Genomic DNA, 16,508 nt, shown 5'->3' with positions numbered 1-16,508 from the left:
ACCGCCGGCAACGCCTCGGCGCTGAACGACGGTGCCGCCGCCGTGATCCTGATGAGCGCCAGCAAGGCGCGGGCCCTGGGCCTGCCGGTACTGGCGAAGATCGCCGCCTACGCCAACGCCGGGGTCGACCCGGCGATCATGGGCATCGGCCCGGTCTCGGCCACCCGTCGCTGCCTGGAAAAGGCCGGCTGGAGCCTGGAGCAACTGGACCTGATCGAAGCCAACGAAGCCTTCGCCGCGCAGTCGCTGTCGGTGGCCAAGGAGCTTGCATGGGACGCGAGCAAGGTCAACGTCAACGGCGGCGCCATCGCCATCGGCCACCCCATCGGTGCCTCGGGCTGCCGGGTGCTGGTGACCCTGCTGCATGAAATGATCAAGCGCGATGCCCACAAGGGCCTGGCGACCCTGTGCATCGGCGGCGGCCAGGGCGTGGCCCTGGCGATCGAGCGCTAACCCCCGCGTTCAACGCCCGGCCCGAGGACCCACGACATCCGACGGCCGGGTCGCGACACCCTCGAGCAAGGCCAGTGATCCGCGCAGGCTGCTCGCCTGCCAAGGGTCGCTGTGATGAGCTCGAAAAAAAGCCAGAGCCCTATGGGCTCTGGCATCTTTGGACCGTCCACCCGAGCGCGGGAGACAGTCCCGGCATCAAAGGCTGGCGGAGCGTCACGCCAGATCCAGCTGCACCCCATCCGGAGCGCCTTCGACCGTCCACTGACGGGCCCAGTCACTGTCCTGCTGCACACTGCTGAAACCCTGGTAGACCACACTCAAGTCGGCCGTCTGGGCATTGTTGCCATTGCAGATCAGATACAGGTTGGCGCTGGCATCCGCTTGCAAGACATAAAGCACCACATTGTTACCAGCCGGTATGTTCACGTTGGCCAGGTCATTGCCCTGGCGATTGTTCCTGATGGCGACTTGCTGCGCAGCAGCGGTATTGTTCCGTGCGTGAATGGCGATAGGCATGATGTTCAACTCCAGAAGCAGTCAGAGGATTAGGTGAGTGGCTGCCGGTCCGGGCATGCAGAATGTGCCAGACAGGTGCCGCCATGGCTGCCTGACTGCGCACTCCAAGGCATGCCGTGTTGCGTCACACCGCCCAGCTCTTTCAACATGCCCGGCCGACAACTGACCAGATCCTGGATAATTGCCTGCAGCAATACGAGAGGGACATCTTTCCTCGCGAAGCGAAGCTTCACCCTACCCGGCCCATCACGTCGAAACAGCTCTCGGGAGTGTCCGTTCCCCGAGCGGCTCGCACATGCGCCCAGCCTAGCCCCCCAGCACGATCTGGCCCACTTGTGCTTCCAGCGCCTTGGCCTGGGCCCGCAACGACTGGCAGAAACCTTCGACAAAACTCGATGATGGCCTGTAGTCCGGGCGAATCAACATCACCCGATAAGGCACCGAAAGCTCAATCGGACGGATCGCCAGCCCCCTGCCCGCCTCCTCCATGGCACTCAACGGATTGATGATCGCCACCCCCAATCGCTGGCGCACCATGGCGCACACCGAAGCGGCGTTGGTGGTCTCGATCACTATCCTCCGGTCAACCCCGGCCTGGCGAAAATGCTCGTCCAGGGTCTGCCGATAGATATCCAGCCCCGAGAGGTTGATGAAGTTCTGGCCGCCAAAGTCCGCCACCGACAATCGCGTCTTCGCCAGCAGTGGATGGCCTTCAGGCAGGATGCAGACCATGTCGGCGCAAAACAGCAGCTCGCCCTGGGTGCCCCGGGGCAGGTGTTCGCTTTCGGTCAGCCCCAGGTCGTGGCGCTGGGCACTCAGGGACTCTTCCAGCAATGGCGATTCCTGGGCACTGATGCTCAGGCCGATGCCCGGGTGGCGGGCCTGGAATTCCTTGCATACCGGGGGCAGCAAGGTCTGGGAAAACAGCGGCAGGCAGCAGAGACTCAATTGGCCGTGCTCGAAGCGGCGGATCGACTGGGCGACGCTGTTGATCCGCTCCAGGCCTACATAGGCCCGCTCCACCTCTTCCAGCAACAGCAGGGCCTGGGCCGTGGGCAACAGGCGCCCGCCCTCGCGGTCGAACAGGCACAGGCCGGACAGGCTTTCCAGGCGCGCCAGCTCGCGACTGACCGTGGGTTGCGAGGTGAACAACAGGCGCGCGGCGCCAGTGACGCTGCCGGCCTGCATGATGGCGCGGAACACTTCGATATGCCGCAGGGAGATATCCATGGCGAGAGGGCTCGTTGAATCGATCAACCCATATCAAAACTGAATCACATGACAAAGAATAGATATTTTATTGAATGGACAAGAGCCGGCATGCTGCTCGCTCTCTTACTGACCACAGATTGCATTCGCCATGGCCATCCCCTTCTCCCCCGGACAGCTTGTCGCCGCCGCCCGCCAGTACGGCACCCCGCTGTGGTGCTATGACGCCGCCACCATCCAGGCGCGTATCGCCCAGCTGCAAGCCTTCGACGTGGTGCGTTATGCCCAGAAAGCCTCTTCCAACCTGCACCTGCTGCGCCTGATCCGCGAAGCCGGGGTGCGGGTCGATGCGGTCTCCCTGGGTGAGATCGAACGGGCCCTGCTGGCCGGCTTCAGCCCGGCCAACGGCGGCATCGTCTTCACCTGCGACCTGTTCGACGAGGCCACCCTCAAGCGTGTGGTGGAACTGCAAGTGGAGGTCAACGCCGGCTCCATCGACATGCTCCGCCAACTGGGCGAACAGTCCCCGGGCCATCGGGTGTGGCTGCGGATCAACCCCGGGTTCGGCCACGGCCACAGCCGCAAGACCAACACCGGCGGGGAAAACAGCAAGCACGGCATCTGGCATGACCAGGTCGGCGAAGCCCTGGCGGTGATTCGCCAGCACAATCTGCACCTGGTGGGCCTGCACATGCACATCGGCTCCGGGGTCGACTACGACCACCTGGAGCAGGTGGGCGCGGCCATGGTGGCCGCCGTGAAGTCCCTGGACCACGACATCGAGGCCTTCTCCATCGGCGGCGGCCTGTCCACTCCCTACCGCGACGGCGACACCCCGGTGGACGTGCAGCGCTACGCCAACGCCTGGAAAGTCGCCCGCGAGGAAATCGAGGCCTACCTGGGCCACGGCGTGCACATGGAGATCGAACCGGGACGCTTCCTGGTGGCCGAGGCCGGCTGCCTGGTCAGCGAGGTGCGGGTGGTCAAGGATGCCGGCCAGCATCACTTCGTGCTGGTGGACACTGGCTTCAACGACCTGATGCGCCCGGCCATGTATGGCGCCTACCACGGCATGAGCCTGCTGGACGCCAACGGCCAAGCGGTCCAGCGCCCGCAACGACCGACCGTGGTCGGCGGCCCTTTGTGCGAGTCCGGCGACATCTTCACCCAGGACGATGAATGCCTGACCCCGCGCCTGATGCCCCAGGCCCAGGTCGGCGACCTGCTGGTGCTGCACGATACCGGCGCCTATGGCGCGAGCATGTCCTCGAACTACAACAGCCGGACCCTGTTGCCTGAGGTGCTGTTCGAAAACGGCCAGCCGAAACTGATTCGCCGGCGCCAGCCACTGGCCGACCTGCTGGCACTGGAACTGGGGCTGTAACTGGGGCTGTAACTGGGCCTGTCACTGGATCCCCTGTAGGAGCAGCCGGTCGATGCTCGTTAACGGTAGCGGGTGTCTACCGGATAAACCCAGCGCTCTGACGCCATCGCGGGCAGCCTCGCTCCTGCAGTTCCATTGACTGCTCGGCATTAACCTACCAAGGCGCCAGTTGCAGTCGTTCCGGTCGCTCGTCCATGGCGTCGTCCTGCTTGCGGGTCACCAGGGGCGCGCCATCGGTACCGTAGAACTGCACCTGCATTTCGGCGCTGCCCGGCTGCAGGTCGATCCGTGCGAAGTTATCGGCCTGGGTGAAGGCCCAGGTGCGGTAATGCATGGTCTCGCCGCCCGCCAGGGTAAAACCGTCGGGCGTGGCTGGCGCCTGGGAGTCGTGCACATAGCCGGCCGGATCACCATCGGCGAAGGGAAAGGGCCAGTAGAACGCCGATGAGGTCACCGCGTAGGCCACCAAGTCCTTGCCCGCCCCACTGAATTGCAACCGGGAAATGTTCGAGCAATGGATATCCCCGGACAGGAACACCACGTTCTGCACCCGGTGTTCGAGCAAGGTGTCCAGCACCGCGCGGCGAGTGCTGGGAAATGCCGCCCAGGCATCGCTGTCGTTCTTGTGGCGCAGGGCATCACCGTCGCTGCCCAGGGTATCCACGCCATTGGGCACGAAGACGCTGGAGGTGACGATGAACTTCGGCTGGTTGCCTTGATCTTCCTGCATGTGCCGCAGCCAGGCACACAAGCGATCGAGTTGGCCGGGCTCGCTGCGATGCAGTGAGGGCCGGCCCAGCAGGTGATTGTCCTCCAGGGCATCCGGGACGTCGTCGAGAAAGCGCTGGGTGCGGGTGTCGAGGACGAAGAATGGATAGCCGACACAGGAAAAATCATAGAACAGCTGGTTGGTCTGCAACTGCTGCAAGTACTGGTCGTCGCCCAACATACCGCGCCCGTGCACGTAACTGTCGGCAAAGCGCGGGCCATGGCTCCACTGGTAGCTCATGTAGGCGCCCATGGCCAGGTTGAACAGCAAGCGCTTGCCGCGATCCTTGCGAATGCGGTCCTGGGTCCAGTTATCCTCGATTTCGTGATCGTCGAGGATCATGTAGGTCGGCAGGCGCGCCAGCAGCTGGCGGATGTTCGGCGAACCGAAAGCCGTGTGGTAGCGCTCCTCGAACTCCTCGAAAGTATCAGCCAGGCCTATCGGCACCAGGCGGTTGAGCAGGTCGGCATAAATCTGGTCGCCGACCATCAGCACCAATTGCGCATCGCCATGATCGGCCAGCATCGGGGCAAAGATCGCATCGGCATTCTTGCGCTTCCACAGCAGCCCCGGATAACGGCACGAACCCAGCAGGAAACTCAGCGGCGCCGGCTTCTTGGCCGAGCTGGCCTGGGTGGTGAATTCGGCCTCGACGTACTTCTTGTCCGCCCCGCTGCGGTTCAGGTCATTGGCCCAGGCCCCGGGTGCCGGCAGGCGCTGCACCACCGACTCACTGGACACCGCATCGTCGTTGCTGCCCGCGTCATCGACGTTGAGCGAGGCCATGCGTACCCGGTAGCGCGTCGCCGGGCTCAGCAGGAACGGCTTGAGCTGCTTGCGTTCGGTTTCGTTGCGCCACAGGCTCGTGTCGATACCGAGGTTGAAGGTGCCGGTGCGGTGGAACTCGCGACGCAAGCGGAAATAGAAGATGTCCTGGGCGGCGACCTTGCCATTGCCGCCCACCACACCAATGACGCCGATGGTGCGGATGTCCTCGGCCACGCCCTTCTCGTCCAGGGCATCGGAGCCGGCGATCCACAGGCGGCAGGAAGTATCGGTGGTGTGCCCGACGATCGGGCCTAACGAAGGGGTACGCAGGCTGCTCACGATGACCGGCTCCTTGGCAGGGTGTGCCAGCCAAGCTTAGTCCGGGCGCGGTGCCCGGCAAGCCTCGAACGACGCCTCCGGTCGGCGCTCCACCAGGGCCACCAGCAAGGCCAGCAGGACCAGCACCGCCGCCACCCCGAAGGTCACCCGCATGCCCTGCGCAGCGGCTGCGGCATGCTCCAGCGCACCACCCCGGGAGGCCCGGGCGAACACCGCGCCCATGGCGGCCGCGCCGCTGATCAGCCCGAGATTGCGCGACAGGCTCAGGAGCCCGGCCGCCAGCCCGCGCTGCGCAGCCGGTGCATCGAGCAGCAGCAAACTATTGTTGGCCGCCTGGAACAGCGCATAACCGCCGGTGACCAAGGCGATCGGCAGCAGGTACCCGGCCAGTCCCAGGCGCACCGGCAGCAATACCAGCAAACCCAGGCCCAGCAGCATGCCGAACAAGCCGACCCGGCAGGACAATCGCGGGCCATGGCGATCCACCAGGCGTCCGGCCGGCACCCCGACCATCGCCGCCACCAGAGGCCCCAGGGACAATCCCAGGCCCACCCAGACGGTTGGCAGCGCCAACCCACGGGAAAGATAGAACGGCCCGACCACCAAGGTGCTCATGATCACCGTGGACACCAACAAGCTGGTCAGCAGGCTGGCGCGCAGTTGCCGGCGCCGCAACAGGGCCGGCTGGAACAGCGGAGCCCGGGCCCGGCGCTCGACCCACAGCAAGGCACCTGCCGCGACCACGGCCACCAGCAACAACCCCAGGTTCAAAGGCGCCAGCAGGTTGCGGCCCAGGGTCAGGGCCAAGGCATAGGCCACCAACCCCAGGGCCAGGAGCAACGTCCCGGGCACGTCGAAACCATCGCTTGCGGTCGAACGGCAATCCTCCGGCAGGCAGCGCCAGGCCAGCACCAGGGCAACCAGGCCCAGGGGCAGATTGACCAGGAACATCCAGCGCCAACCGACGCTGGCCAGCAACCAGCCGCCCAGCGCTGGCCCCAGGGTGGTCCCCAGGGCCGATAGCGTGCCCAGCAGCCCCATGGCGCTACCGGTGCGCCCCTTGGGCAAGCTATCGCTCACCAGCGCCAGGGTTTGCGCCAGCATCGCCGCCGCCCCTACCCCTTGCACCGCCCGGGCTGCCAGCAAGCCATGCAGGCCCGGGGCCAGGCCACAGCCCAGCGATCCCAGGCAGAACAGCATGATCCCGCCCAACAGCACCCGCCGCCGTCCCAGCAGGTCGCCGAGGCGTCCGGCACTGGCGATCAGGGTGGTGATCGTCAACAAGTAGGCCAGCACCACCCATTGCACCTGCTGGAAGGAGGCATCGAACGCCAGGGCCAGCTGCGGCAAGCCGGCATTGGCGATACTGGTATCCAGGGAGGGCATCAGCATCGCCAGCGCCAGGCTGGCCAGGGCCCAGCGCGCCCGGGAGGCAAGAGGTTCCAGGCGCGGGGCGACTTCGAGGGTGGACATGCAACGACTCCTGCGAGGGTGATCTGTCCCCCTAGCCTGGACTGGCTGCAAGGGTGGCGGAAGGCGCGGCAGGTGCAGTTAATAGCTGCAGGCAACGCCATGCCAGCCGCGTTCGGCCATGCTAGATTTCGCCCATGTCGACTCCCGATCTGAATCTACTGCTGACCCTGGACGTGCTGCTGGCCGAAGGCAGCGTGGCGCGCGCCGCCGCACGCCTGCAACTGAGCCCGTCGGCCATGAGCCGGGCCCTGACCCGCCTGCGCCAGGCCACTGGCGACCCGTTGCTGGTGCGCGCCGGGCGCGGCTTGGTGCCCACGCCCCGGGCCCTGGAACTGCGCCAGCGGATCGGCCCTCTGGTGGAAGAGGCCCTGGCCGCCTTGCGCCCGGCCACCGAGGTCGACCTGCGGCAGTTGCGTCGCACCTTCACCCTGCGCAGCCGCGACGGTTTCGTCGAGAATTTTGGCCCGGCACTGCTCGCCCGCCTGCAGCGGGAAGCACCGGGCGTGCGGATTCATTTCGTGCCCAAGCTGGACCGCGACAGCCAGCCCCTGCGCGAAGCCAGCATCGATCTGGAAACCGCAGTAGTGGATGCCGGCACCAGCCCCGAGCTGCGCACCCGCGCGCTGTTCCGCGATCGCCTGATCGGCGTGGTACGTGCCGGCCACCCCTTGAGCAGGGGCCCGGTCAGCCTCGGCGACTACCTGGCCGGCCAGCACATCCTGGTATCCCACCAGGGACATGACCACGGTCCCATGGACGATGTCCTCCAGGAGCGGGGGCTGGCACGCCAGGTGATGGCCCTGGTCAGCGGCTTCTCCGCCGCCCTGGCCCTGGCCCGGGGCTCGGACCTGATCGCCATGGTGCCCGAGCGCCACACCAGCAACCTGCGGGCCGGCCTGCATGCCTTCGAGCTGCCCGTGGCGCTCGCACCGATGACCATTTCCCTGCTCTGGCACCCGCGCATGGAAGCCGACCCGGCCCACCGCTGGCTACGCCAGTGTGTGCACGAGCTGTGCAGCATGGCCTGAAGGCGCACGCCGCGCGCCACCTGCGCTGGACCACCCAACGCCGGCCATCGCCCGGTGACACTGGACAGGCGTGCCCCTGGGCCGTAAAAAGTCCCTGCCCGCCCATCCCGAGGTCCTCATGCCACTGCACCGCCTACCGCTCCAGCACCTGCCCGCCATCATCGCCATCATCCTGGGCATGGCCCTGGCCATTGCCCGGGCCCTGGTGCCACTGGACTACTTCTGGGACAACTTCGCGGCCTACTGGCTGCCCCAGGCGCTGGTACTCGGCCTGCTGCTCCTGACCCGCCCGGCCTCGGCCATGGTCGCCGGTGCCGCCCTGGCCCTGGCCATCCACCTGTTGCTGTTCTGCCTGTGGATCACCACCCCGCAGGATGCCCTGGGCTGGATCTACTACCTGCTCAACTTCCCCGGTGCGGTGCTCGGCGCCGCCGCGGCCCGCTACCTGGCCAAGCGCCGCCCGCCACGCAGCGCCCTGGGCAGCGGCCTGCTGGGGTTCTTCGGTGTGGCGTTGGGCTTGTTGCTGAACTTCAAGCTGCAATAGCTGGCGTACAGCTGATTCGGCGCCAGCGGGCCCGGCGGCGAAAAAGGCCGAAGCCGCCCGCCCGACCCTGGCTGGGTCGGGCGGGCACGGCTTCAGACCTGACCGTGACTGAGATCGGCCAGGCGTCCTGACAAGGCCTGCATGGCCTCGCTGACCTTGTCCAGGGCCTGGGCGTCCCGGGCGTTGTCTTCGCTGATGCTGTGGATACGTACCGCCAGCTCGTTGATTTCCTGGGTCACGTGGCTCTGCTCCTGCGCCGCCACGGCAATCTGCTGCGCCCGCTGGGAGATGTCATCGAAGCTGTTGACCGTACTGGACAGCGCATCCGAAGCCCCAGCCGCCTCGCCCACCGCCTGGCGGGTGCGTGACTCGCCGGACTGGATGGCCTGCACCGCCTGGCGCGAGGCCTGCTGCAGGTCGTTGATCATGCCGCTGATCTCGTTGGCCGAGGTCTGGGTACGCCCGGCCAGGGTGCGTACCTCGTCGGCCACCACGGCGAAACCACGGCCCTGCTCGCCGGCCCGGGCCGCCTCGATGGCGGCATTGAGGGCCAGCAAGTTGGTCTGCTCGGAGATGGCCTTGATCACGTCCAGGACCGCGCCGACCTGTTGGCTGTCCTGCTCCAGGCGCTGGATCACCGAGGCTGCCTCGGCCATTTCCGTGGACAGCTGCTGGATCGACTCGCTGTTGGCCGCCACCCGCTGCTGGCCATCCTGCACCACCACCAGCGACTGGCGCGCGGTATCGGCGCAGTTGTTGGTGTTCTGCGCCACTTCCTGGGCACTGGAGGACATCTCGGTGATGGCCGTGGCCAGTTGGGTGTTTTCCTGGCGCTGCTGCTCGGCGCGCCGGGCCAGGGTGCTGCTCAACTCGCCCAGGCGCGCGGCTTCGCTCTGCAACTGGCGGGCTTCGCTGGCGATCTTCTGCAGCATCTGCCGCAGTTGCCCGGCATAGCGGTTGACCGCGCCACGCAGGGCGCCGATCTCATCGGCCCGATCCACGTGCAGCTCGGCATTGTCAGTGGCCTGGCCACTGCCCAGGGCATCGATCTGGCGGGTGGTTTCCTCAAGCTGGGCAATCAGCTTGTTGCCCGCCAGCCAGGCGAAGAACAGCAACAGGGCCAGCAATGGCAGGAGGAATACCAGGATCTCGGTGGTCATGGCCCGGGCCAGGCCGGTGACCCGCTTCTCTGGAGTCACCAGGCCGATGGTCCAACCGGTGCCAGGCATGGTGAACAGGCTGACCCGCGCCGCCTCCTGCAAGCGTCCGTCGCGGTCCAGGTCGAGGCTGCGCACCTGGCCGGGACGCGCCGCGCCGGCCAGGGTCTCGGCCACCGGGCGCAACCAGGCCTGCTGCTTGCTCAAGGCGTCGAAGCTGAGCATCTGCGCGCCACCGCTGGCCTGGGCGTCGGGGAAGTACAGGACGTTGCCGGCCTGGTCCAGGGCGAAGGCATAACCGCCGGTGACCGACCCCTGTTCCTTGAGAAAGCGCGCCAGGTCGTCCAGGCGCAGGTCGATGGTGGCCACCCCGGCAAAGGCGCCGCCCTGGCGATAGGGCACGCTGCAGGTGGTCATCGGCACCTGGGTCACCGGGTCCTGGTAGGCCTCGGACCACAGGCAGTGCCCGGCGGCGCTATTGCGCGCCCCCGTGTACCAGGCTTCATGGTGATAACCGGCGCTGCCGGCGGCGTTGTAGTCATCGGAATACACCAGCGAGCCAGCGTCGCTGCGGCCCCAGAAGAAGCTGCGGCGTTCCACGCCCGGGGCGAAGGCATTGGGTTCCGGCCAGATCCCGCCACCGGCGATGGCCTTGTCGTTCTCGTGGTCGATCACCTTGGGCGCGGTGGCCATGACCAGCTCCGGCTCCTTGGGCAGGCCCTCGACCATGTGCGCCATGCTCACGGTCACGCCTTCGATCCCCGCCAACTGCAAGGCCAGTTGACGGACGATGGCACTGCCGGTCTGTTCGATCAGTGCCGAGCTCGCCTCCACTACCTTGGGTTGTCCCCGCAGGGTCATCACGGCAAAAACCGCCAACGCCGTGAACAGCAACAGCAGCACGCTGCCGAGGGTCAAACGATGAGACAGACGAACCGGAAGCAAAGCCATGACGAACTCCGTATCAGTTAGGCATCCCGACGTTATCGACCGCGACCGGTGTTCCCTTGAGAAAAGAGTGACATCGTTCACATAAATATCGCTTCCGGCCAGGGCACGCCCGATGCGTCAGCCTCGCCTGTTGCGCTCGCGCCGGCGGATCGCCGTCACTGTCTCACCGCCGATACGCCCCCTGGGGGCCAGGGCCTGGAGCGCGGCACGGGTCTGCGGTTCGGTCGGATGCAAGGGGGGATCGACGATGCCCGGAGCCACCGCATTGACCTGGACCGGGAGCCGGCCAGTTCCAGGGCCAGAAGGCGCTGGCCGAGCACCCATGCGTGCAGTTCGAGTTGCCCAGCAGCGGACGCCGGGGCCCTGGAGCTTTGGGGTCGAGGGCGGCAGGTGGACATGCACACCTCAGGCAGCCTGACCTGCCTGGAGGATTTGCTGGCCACGGTGATCGCGGTGAAGAACGGCGGCGAGTTGATGGAGGGCCTGGCGCGGAGCCGGTAAGGCCGAGCCGCAGGCTCGAGCCATAGAAGCATGGTCACCTGCGGCTTGAGCCCTTATCGCGTGCGCCTCAACCTTCGAGCACCAGCATGAACTGGCTGAAGCGATCGATGCCGTCCTTGGACAGCTCCAGGCCCTTCTCGCCCATCCGCGACATCCACTTGCCGTTGTCGCCACGCAGGGATATCTGGCCGCTGGCCGTATCGATGGCGTAGGCGAACTGGCAATACGGGTCGATGCTGTCCTTGGACAGCTCCAGGCCCGTGGCCCCCATGCGCGACATGAACTTGCCGTTATCGCCCTGCAGGGCGAGCTTCTTGTCGGTGCCGATCTGCACCAGCACCACCTTGAACTTGCAGTACTGATCGATGGAACCCTTGGACAACTCCAGGCCGGTCGCGCCCATGCGCGACATGTAGTTGCCCGAGTCGCCACGCAGCGAGATGACACTACCGTTTTCGATGACACGTTGTGGAATGACGATCATGGTTGGCACTCCTTGCTGATTGGGTATGTCCTGCTTGCGGGCAGCGCCTGCCACTACCGGACGCTGGCCTCTGGTACAGGTGCAACGACCGGCAAGACGCGCCGCAAGCGAAGTCTAGTCGAGCCCCTCGGCAAGCCTCGGGACTCCTGGCAGGAACAGGACCAGCGGTTGGGTGCCCCGGCGCCAAGCGGCGCCGGCGGTCTTCACTCTGGCGAGCGGTTGGTGTACTGCGCGAAATTCTCGGCGTAGTCCGTCAAGTGCTCGTCGAGCATGTGGCGGAACTGATCGACGAAGTAGTCCAGCGTCTGCTGCTTGGAAGCGGCCATTTCCTCGGCGTCACGGCAGCCGGTGGCGCGGATGAATGCGCAGAAACGGGCATTGGCGTACATCAGCGAGGCGCTGACCTTGCCACGGCCGCAGGTGGCGACCTGGGAGTTGGCCAGGTCGATGATGGCGTCGGCGCGATCGAAGAATTCGTGATCCGGTTCGTTGGCCACAGGTGGGTCCTTTTACTGGGTATGAAAACGAGGCGCCGGAGTATAAGAGCTTTGCCCGGCAAAACCGACGGTTTTCAGCGCCGCGCCAATCTCCCCCTGCCCCTACGCTCCGGGCAAGGCCCGCAGATGCTCGGCCAACAAGGCTTCGCTCTTGCCCAGGGACAAAATCACGCTGTCATCGGCCAGCCGCTGGACCTGCTCCAGGTGCGACTCGCCCCGCTGCCGGTCACCGTCGAGGAATGCCGCCAGGGCCTGGCCCCGCGGCCGCAACCAGGGTGAGTACCACTCGACCTCGGCGGTCAGCGGAGCCCCTTGCAGCAGGCTCGCGTCACGTTGCTGGCAGGCACGGCAGAAGGCCAGTTCCGTGCGCAACAGATCGACCACCACCTGCAGACCAGGCAGCTCCCCTGCCCGACCCTCCAGCAGCCGCTCCAGTTCAGGTTCCATCGCCTGCGCCGCCGCCCAGTCGCCCTGCTCTTGCCGGGCAGCGAGCCGGTAGCTGAAGGCGACCAGGGGCTGGGGCATGGCCGCCTGGTCCAGGTGTTCGAGGTCCGCTTGCGGCAACTGCCCACTGGTGACTCCGGCCACGCTCAAGGCCAGCAGTCGGGCGTAGGCCAGTTCCGCTAGCTGGTCATCACGATGAGTGAACCAGCGCCACAGCAGCAGGCCGTCACTGGGCATGGTCCCCAGGGTCGGAATGAGGTTGGCCGCCCCCAGCGCCAGGTTGATCGCGGCAAACCCCAAGAGCACCGCGCCGGCCAACCCAGGCCAGGCGAGCCCGAGGCCCAGGGCGGCCAGGCCCGCCAGCAGGTTCAGCAATGGGCCGCAGAACGCCACCGCCAGCCATTGTCCGCGCAGCGAGCGTTTCAGGTTGCTCGCCACCATCACATAACCGCCCAGGCACTTGCGCAGGCGCAGCCGCCAGCCACGCCGTCGCGCCTGGAGTTCGAGGACGGTGAGCCGTATCGACAGCACCGGCATGCCCCACCAGCGGGCCGCCAGGTAGTGCCCGGCCTCGTGCACGAAAATACCCAGGATCCCCAGCGCCAAGGCCAGGCACAGCCCCAGCAATGGCCGGCCGCTGCTGGTGCCGATGACGAAGGTGGCACTGAACCAGCCGCTGATCACCAAGGCGCCTTGCACCATCAGCAGCAGTCGGTTCAGGGCCTTGGGCCAGTGCTTGCCATCCATTGCGTAACGTCCTCGAAGTGAACCTGGGGGAATCCGGGCGCGCAGACTGCCAGCTTTGCCCCCGACACCTCAAGCCGGCTCTCAGCAGGATCCGGGCCAATGCCGGGCCAGCACCGGGGCCACCCGGGGCTCGTGCTCGATGCGCTCGAGCAAGGCCACGAAGTGCGGCTGGCTGTGGCGCAGCGCGTCCCTGGCGCCGCCCCAACGCGACACCACCGCCGCCTGGATATCCAGGGCCCCGGGCGCGTCGCCACCCAGGAAAGGCCGTGGGGTGAACTGGCGGGCGAACAGCTCCCAGGCGTGGTGCAGGCGTTGCCCGGTCGCCTGGCGCACCCGCGCCTCCAGCGCCGGGTCGGCATCGCTCACCCAACGTCCCGGGTAGTCGAGGATGCCGATCGCCGAATAGCAGTTGGCGGCGATGTACACCAAGCCACGAATGACCTGGGCCCGCGCCGAGGCCTGGGTCGGCAGCAACCCGGAATCGGCGAACTGCAACCCGAGGTGGATCAGGATCGCCGCGCTTTCGGTGAGGATGCTGCCGTCGGGCAGTTGCAAGGTGGGAATCTGCAACAACGGATTGAGCCGCTCCAGGGCATCCCGCCCCGGGCTGGCTTGCCAGGGCGCGGCCTCGATACAGCGATACGGCGCCTGGCAATACTCCAGGGCAATCTCCACCATGGCCGACCCCGTGCCCTGGCTTCCATACAAGTGATACATCTTGGCGACCTCCAGGTTGACCGGGGCACTCTACGCCTATCGGTCCCGGGAACGACACTCCACGTGCAGCACCTGCTCGGCCACGGAGCGCGTCTGGAAGCGCACCGGCAGGAAGGCTTCGATCACCTGGATATTGCTCGCCAGATGATTGGTCAGGCGCGGCGTGGTGAAGCTGCCGCCACCGGCCAGGGCCATGGGCAGCAACAACTGGTCGGCCAGGCACTCGGCCACCGCCGCGCCGGAGGCCAGCCATTCCCGGGCCTGGTCGATGGCTGCATCGGCGACGCTTTCGGCCCGCAGGCCGTTCTGGGCAAAACCGCAGAACAACTCGGTCAGGTGCTCGTGGGCGAACTCCAGCAACAGCACGTTGCCCGGGCCGTATTGCTCATCCAGTTGCACGTCTTGCAGCTCCTCCCGGGACAGCCCCAGGCGATTGCCCACCCGCCGCAGTTCACGCTCGGCCACATGTTCCGGCAGGCCGGCGCTCAGGGCCCAGGCCCGACGCCCAAGCAAGGCGCCACGCTCTTGCAGATGCACAGGTTGCAGGGTCGAAGGCCGGACCAACAGTTCCAGCTCGCCACCGCCAGCCGGCACGAAACCATGGCGCAGCAACTGCAACTCCACTTGCGCGCCCATGCGCCGCAGCTGCGGCAGCCAGGAGTGCTGGAGGAAGTCCGCCGGTGGCGCCAGGGGATTATGGGTGCCGCCGGTAACCGTCACCCGGCTGGGCTCCGGAGCCTGGAGCAACGCCGGCAGCAAGGTCTGCAACACCAGGGTGCAGCTGCCGGCGGTGCCGATGGAAAAGCGGTAGTCGCCGCCACGGATCGGCCCCGGTTCGAAGGCCAGCACCTGGGAGCCCAGCTCGGCCCCCCGGACCCTGGCCCCGCACACCTGGGCAGCGGCCTGGACCGCCGTCAGGTGCTGGCGCATCAGGCCCGGGCGGCTGCGCCGGGCGCGTATATTGCCGATCCGCAGGGCCTTGCCGGTGAGCATCGACAGGCTCAGGGCACTGCGCAGTACCTGGCCGCCGCCAATGGCGCCGTCCAGCTCGATCACATCCTGTTTCATCATGTTCCTTAAGCGTAGTGCCGGACGGTGTCTCTCAAGTAGGCGTCCAGCAGGGCATTGTCTTCATGGGTGCGCGCAAGCTTCGGCACCGGGCGCGCAAGCTCGGCGGCGATGAAGTCGTGCAGCACCGGGCGCCGTGGACCGTAGGCGGACTCATCGGCACGACGCTTCAAGTCCAGCAGCTCATCCACCTCGTCCAGCAGTCGCCGGTCATCGACGGTCTCCAGCAGCTCGGCGAAGGTCATGGGCGGTCGGCCCCGGCCCTGGTCGATCCAGCGCACCGCCAGCAACGGTCGCAGCACATAGAAGTATTTCTTGAACCGCACGCTGTCGCCCTGGAGGTAGCCGCGAAAGTTCTTCCGGGCCATCGACAGGTAGTGGTTGCGTGCCGCCGGCGGGCTGTAGAAGGTCTCGGCCAGCTCGCGCAGACGCGCGGTCGCAGTCGCCTCGCGGCGATACACCAGGGGCGAGTCGAGCCATTCCAGCAAGGTCGGGTTGGACTTGCGCAGCAACCCCAGGGTCTTGCGCAGCTCCCAGCCACTGACATCCAGCTCATCGTCCAGAGGGCGCTCGATCACGTCCCGCGCGGCATCCACCTGGATGAACCACTCGGGTTTCTCCACGTAGATGAAACGCACGTCGTAGTCGCTGTCGGTGGAAGAGAAGCCCCAGGCCCGGCTACCGGACTCGCAGGCATACAGCACCTGCACATTGCGCTCGCGCTCGATCCGCGCTAGCTCCTCCAGGACCCGTTCGCGCATGGCGTCGTCCAGGGGGTGAAGTTCCTTGTCTACTTGCATGTCCTGCTTCCTGTTCAATCGGTGGCACTGGCCATCAGCACCCCCAAGGTCCGGCGTTCGGGGTTCCAGATGCTCAGGCACCAGACGCCCCACCACTCCAGGCCCTCATCGAAATAATCACTCCAGGCCTCGGTCGCCGCAGTGCCCTCGACCTCCCACTCCAACTGCAAGTCGCTCACCCAGTCGATCACCACCGGCCGCGCCTCAGGCTCAAGCCCCAGCAACGCCAGCCAGCGCTGGAAGATCGCCTCCGGCGGCTCGCCATCCTCGGGGAAACGCGTTCGGTAAGGCGGGTCGATAAAGGCTTGGTACAAGGCCTGCGGACCTGGTAGCACACTGGCGGTACCCAGGCGCTGGATCTCTTGCACATCCAGCTCCCGAGCCACGGCCCGCTGCACTTCCCAGCGCATCGGCGGCGCCTCGCCGAGATCGGCATAGCGCGGATGTTCCTGGATCAGCCGGCGCCGCGCCTCGCGGCGCTGCTCTTCTATCTGCAGGTACAAGGCGTCAAGGGCCTGGCGATGCAGATCAAGGTCGATGCTGGCCTGTGGCGCGACGTCCAGCACCGCGAAATCGAACACGCAGTCCGCCTCATTCAATTGCCGGCGCAGGGCCTGGATCGACTCGTTGTCCTGCAGGTTCAGCAGTGCTGGCAACAT

Annotated in this window: 15 protein-coding genes and 2 pseudogenes; 4 read left to right on the top strand and 13 right to left on the bottom strand. The window is 66.5% G+C overall.

The window, feature by feature from the left end; genetic code table 11:
- Nucleotides 1–453: acetyl-CoA C-acetyltransferase (locus GDH07_RS09865; protein WP_484573187.1), on the top strand; the 453-nt coding region annotated here is incomplete at its 5' end.
- A 213-nt stretch (nt 454–666) separates the two neighbouring features.
- On the opposite strand, the gene GDH07_RS09860 is transcribed toward GDH07_RS09865, so the two are convergent.
- Entirely contained in the window at nt 667–969 is a 303-nt protein-coding gene (locus GDH07_RS09860; protein WP_022643698.1) for a hypothetical protein, read from the bottom strand.
- Between the two features lie 306 nt (nt 970–1,275).
- Nucleotides 1,276–2,199: a LysR family transcriptional regulator gene (locus GDH07_RS09855; RefSeq protein ID WP_152897271.1), complete on the bottom strand. Its 924-nt coding sequence runs from the start codon at nt 2,197–2,199 to the stop codon at nt 1,276–1,278.
- A 130-nt stretch (nt 2,200–2,329) separates the two neighbouring features.
- On the opposite strand from GDH07_RS09855, the gene lysA reads away from it, so the two are divergent.
- Nucleotides 2,330–3,562, top strand: a complete 1,233-nt coding sequence (gene lysA / locus GDH07_RS09850; protein ID WP_152897270.1) for a diaminopimelate decarboxylase — start codon at nt 2,330–2,332, stop codon at nt 3,560–3,562.
- Nucleotides 3,563–3,716: 154 nt separating this feature from the next.
- On the opposite strand, the gene GDH07_RS09845 is transcribed toward lysA, so the two are convergent.
- Together GDH07_RS09845 and GDH07_RS09840 are read right to left on the bottom strand one after the other, a co-directional pair.
- Entirely contained in the window at nt 3,717–5,438 is a 1,722-nt protein-coding gene (locus GDH07_RS09845) for an alkaline phosphatase D family protein (RefSeq protein WP_343038206.1), read from the bottom strand.
- 36 nt (nt 5,439–5,474) lie between these two features.
- Entirely contained in the window at nt 5,475–6,911 is a 1,437-nt protein-coding gene (locus GDH07_RS09840; RefSeq protein ID WP_152897268.1) for an MFS transporter, read from the bottom strand.
- Nucleotides 6,912–7,045: 134 nt separating this feature from the next.
- On the opposite strand from GDH07_RS09840, the gene GDH07_RS09835 reads away from it, so the two are divergent.
- Together GDH07_RS09835 and GDH07_RS09830 are read left to right on the top strand one after the other, a co-directional pair.
- Nucleotides 7,046–7,939 (top strand): LysR family transcriptional regulator, encoded by an 894-nt coding sequence (locus GDH07_RS09835; protein WP_152897267.1) that lies wholly within the window; start codon nt 7,046–7,048, stop codon nt 7,937–7,939.
- Nucleotides 7,940–8,057: 118 nt separating this feature from the next.
- On the top strand, nt 8,058–8,483 hold the full coding sequence (locus GDH07_RS09830) for a hypothetical protein (protein WP_152897266.1): 426 nt from the start codon (nt 8,058–8,060) through the stop codon (nt 8,481–8,483).
- A 92-nt stretch (nt 8,484–8,575) separates the two neighbouring features.
- Here GDH07_RS09830 and GDH07_RS32830 read toward each other — a convergent pair.
- The 9 genes and pseudogenes from GDH07_RS32830 to GDH07_RS09785 form a co-directional block, all read right to left on the bottom strand.
- Nucleotides 8,576–9,112: pseudogene (locus tag GDH07_RS32830) on the bottom strand (methyl-accepting chemotaxis protein); the annotation flags it as partial.
- A 585-nt stretch (nt 9,113–9,697) separates the two neighbouring features.
- Nucleotides 9,698–10,333: pseudogene (locus GDH07_RS32825) on the bottom strand (cache domain-containing protein); the annotation flags it as partial.
- Nucleotides 10,334–11,159: 826 nt separating this feature from the next.
- A complete protein-coding gene (locus GDH07_RS09815; RefSeq protein WP_053138426.1) occupies nt 11,160–11,576 on the bottom strand; it encodes a fascin domain-containing protein in 417 nt (138 codons plus the stop codon).
- 203 nt (nt 11,577–11,779) lie between these two features.
- On the bottom strand, nt 11,780–12,073 hold the full coding sequence (locus tag GDH07_RS09810; RefSeq protein WP_022643608.1) for a DUF3144 domain-containing protein: 294 nt from the start codon (nt 12,071–12,073) through the stop codon (nt 11,780–11,782).
- 102 nt (nt 12,074–12,175) lie between these two features.
- Complete coding sequence (locus tag GDH07_RS09805; protein ID WP_152897264.1) at nt 12,176–13,264, bottom strand: M50 family metallopeptidase; 1,089 nt, start codon at nt 13,262–13,264, stop codon at nt 12,176–12,178.
- Nucleotides 13,265–13,345: 81 nt separating this feature from the next.
- Complete coding sequence (locus tag GDH07_RS09800; protein WP_031321440.1) at nt 13,346–13,981, bottom strand: glutathione S-transferase family protein; 636 nt, start codon at nt 13,979–13,981, stop codon at nt 13,346–13,348.
- Nucleotides 13,982–14,017: 36 nt separating this feature from the next.
- Nucleotides 14,018–15,049 carry an RNA 3'-terminal phosphate cyclase gene (gene rtcA, locus GDH07_RS09795; protein ID WP_152897263.1) on the bottom strand — a complete coding sequence of 344 codons (1,032 nt, stop codon included), beginning with the start codon at nt 15,047–15,049 and terminating at the stop codon, nt 14,018–14,020.
- 8 nt (nt 15,050–15,057) lie between these two features.
- Nucleotides 15,058–15,849: a nucleotidyltransferase domain-containing protein gene (locus tag GDH07_RS09790; RefSeq protein ID WP_053138432.1), complete on the bottom strand. Its 792-nt coding sequence runs from the start codon at nt 15,847–15,849 to the stop codon at nt 15,058–15,060.
- Nucleotides 15,850–15,863: 14 nt separating this feature from the next.
- Nucleotides 15,864–16,508: a hypothetical protein gene (locus GDH07_RS09785; protein ID WP_178124019.1), complete on the bottom strand. Its 645-nt coding sequence runs from the start codon at nt 16,506–16,508 to the stop codon at nt 15,864–15,866.

The organism is Pseudomonas piscis (genome assembly GCF_009380155.1).
Lineage (GTDB): Bacteria > Pseudomonadota > Gammaproteobacteria > Pseudomonadales > Pseudomonadaceae > Aquipseudomonas > Aquipseudomonas piscis.
Note: the sequence above shows the minus strand (reverse complement) of the source record. Positions and strands in the feature narration are given on the sequence as shown.

What these genes read in the sequence shown, in the direction of transcription:
- GDH07_RS09860 (WP_022643698.1), bottom strand. Translation starts at nt 969, where the DNA reads ATGCCTATCGCCATTCACGCACGGAACAATACCGCTGCTGCGCAGCAA.
- GDH07_RS09855 (WP_152897271.1), bottom strand. Translation starts at nt 2,199, where the DNA reads ATGGATATCTCCCTGCGGCATATCGAAGTGTTCCGCGCCATCATGCAG.
- lysA (WP_152897270.1), top strand. Translation starts at nt 2,330, where the DNA reads ATGGCCATCCCCTTCTCCCCCGGACAGCTTGTCGCCGCCGCCCGCCAG.
- GDH07_RS09840 (WP_152897268.1), bottom strand. Translation starts at nt 6,911, where the DNA reads ATGTCCACCCTCGAAGTCGCCCCGCGCCTGGAACCTCTTGCCTCCCGG.
- GDH07_RS09835 (WP_152897267.1), top strand. Translation starts at nt 7,046, where the DNA reads ATGTCGACTCCCGATCTGAATCTACTGCTGACCCTGGACGTGCTGCTG.
- GDH07_RS09830 (WP_152897266.1), top strand. Translation starts at nt 8,058, where the DNA reads ATGCCACTGCACCGCCTACCGCTCCAGCACCTGCCCGCCATCATCGCC.
- GDH07_RS09815 (WP_053138426.1), bottom strand. Translation starts at nt 11,576, where the DNA reads ATGATCGTCATTCCACAACGTGTCATCGAAAACGGTAGTGTCATCTCG.
- GDH07_RS09805 (WP_152897264.1), bottom strand. Translation starts at nt 13,264, where the DNA reads ATGGATGGCAAGCACTGGCCCAAGGCCCTGAACCGACTGCTGCTGATG.
- GDH07_RS09800 (WP_031321440.1), bottom strand. Translation starts at nt 13,981, where the DNA reads ATGTATCACTTGTATGGAAGCCAGGGCACGGGGTCGGCCATGGTGGAG.
- rtcA (WP_152897263.1), bottom strand. Translation starts at nt 15,049, where the DNA reads ATGAAACAGGATGTGATCGAGCTGGACGGCGCCATTGGCGGCGGCCAG.
- GDH07_RS09790 (WP_053138432.1), bottom strand. Translation starts at nt 15,849, where the DNA reads ATGCAAGTAGACAAGGAACTTCACCCCCTGGACGACGCCATGCGCGAA.
- GDH07_RS09785 (WP_178124019.1), bottom strand. Translation starts at nt 16,508, where the DNA reads ATGTTGCCAGCACTGCTGAACCTGCAGGACAACGAGTCGATCCAGGCC.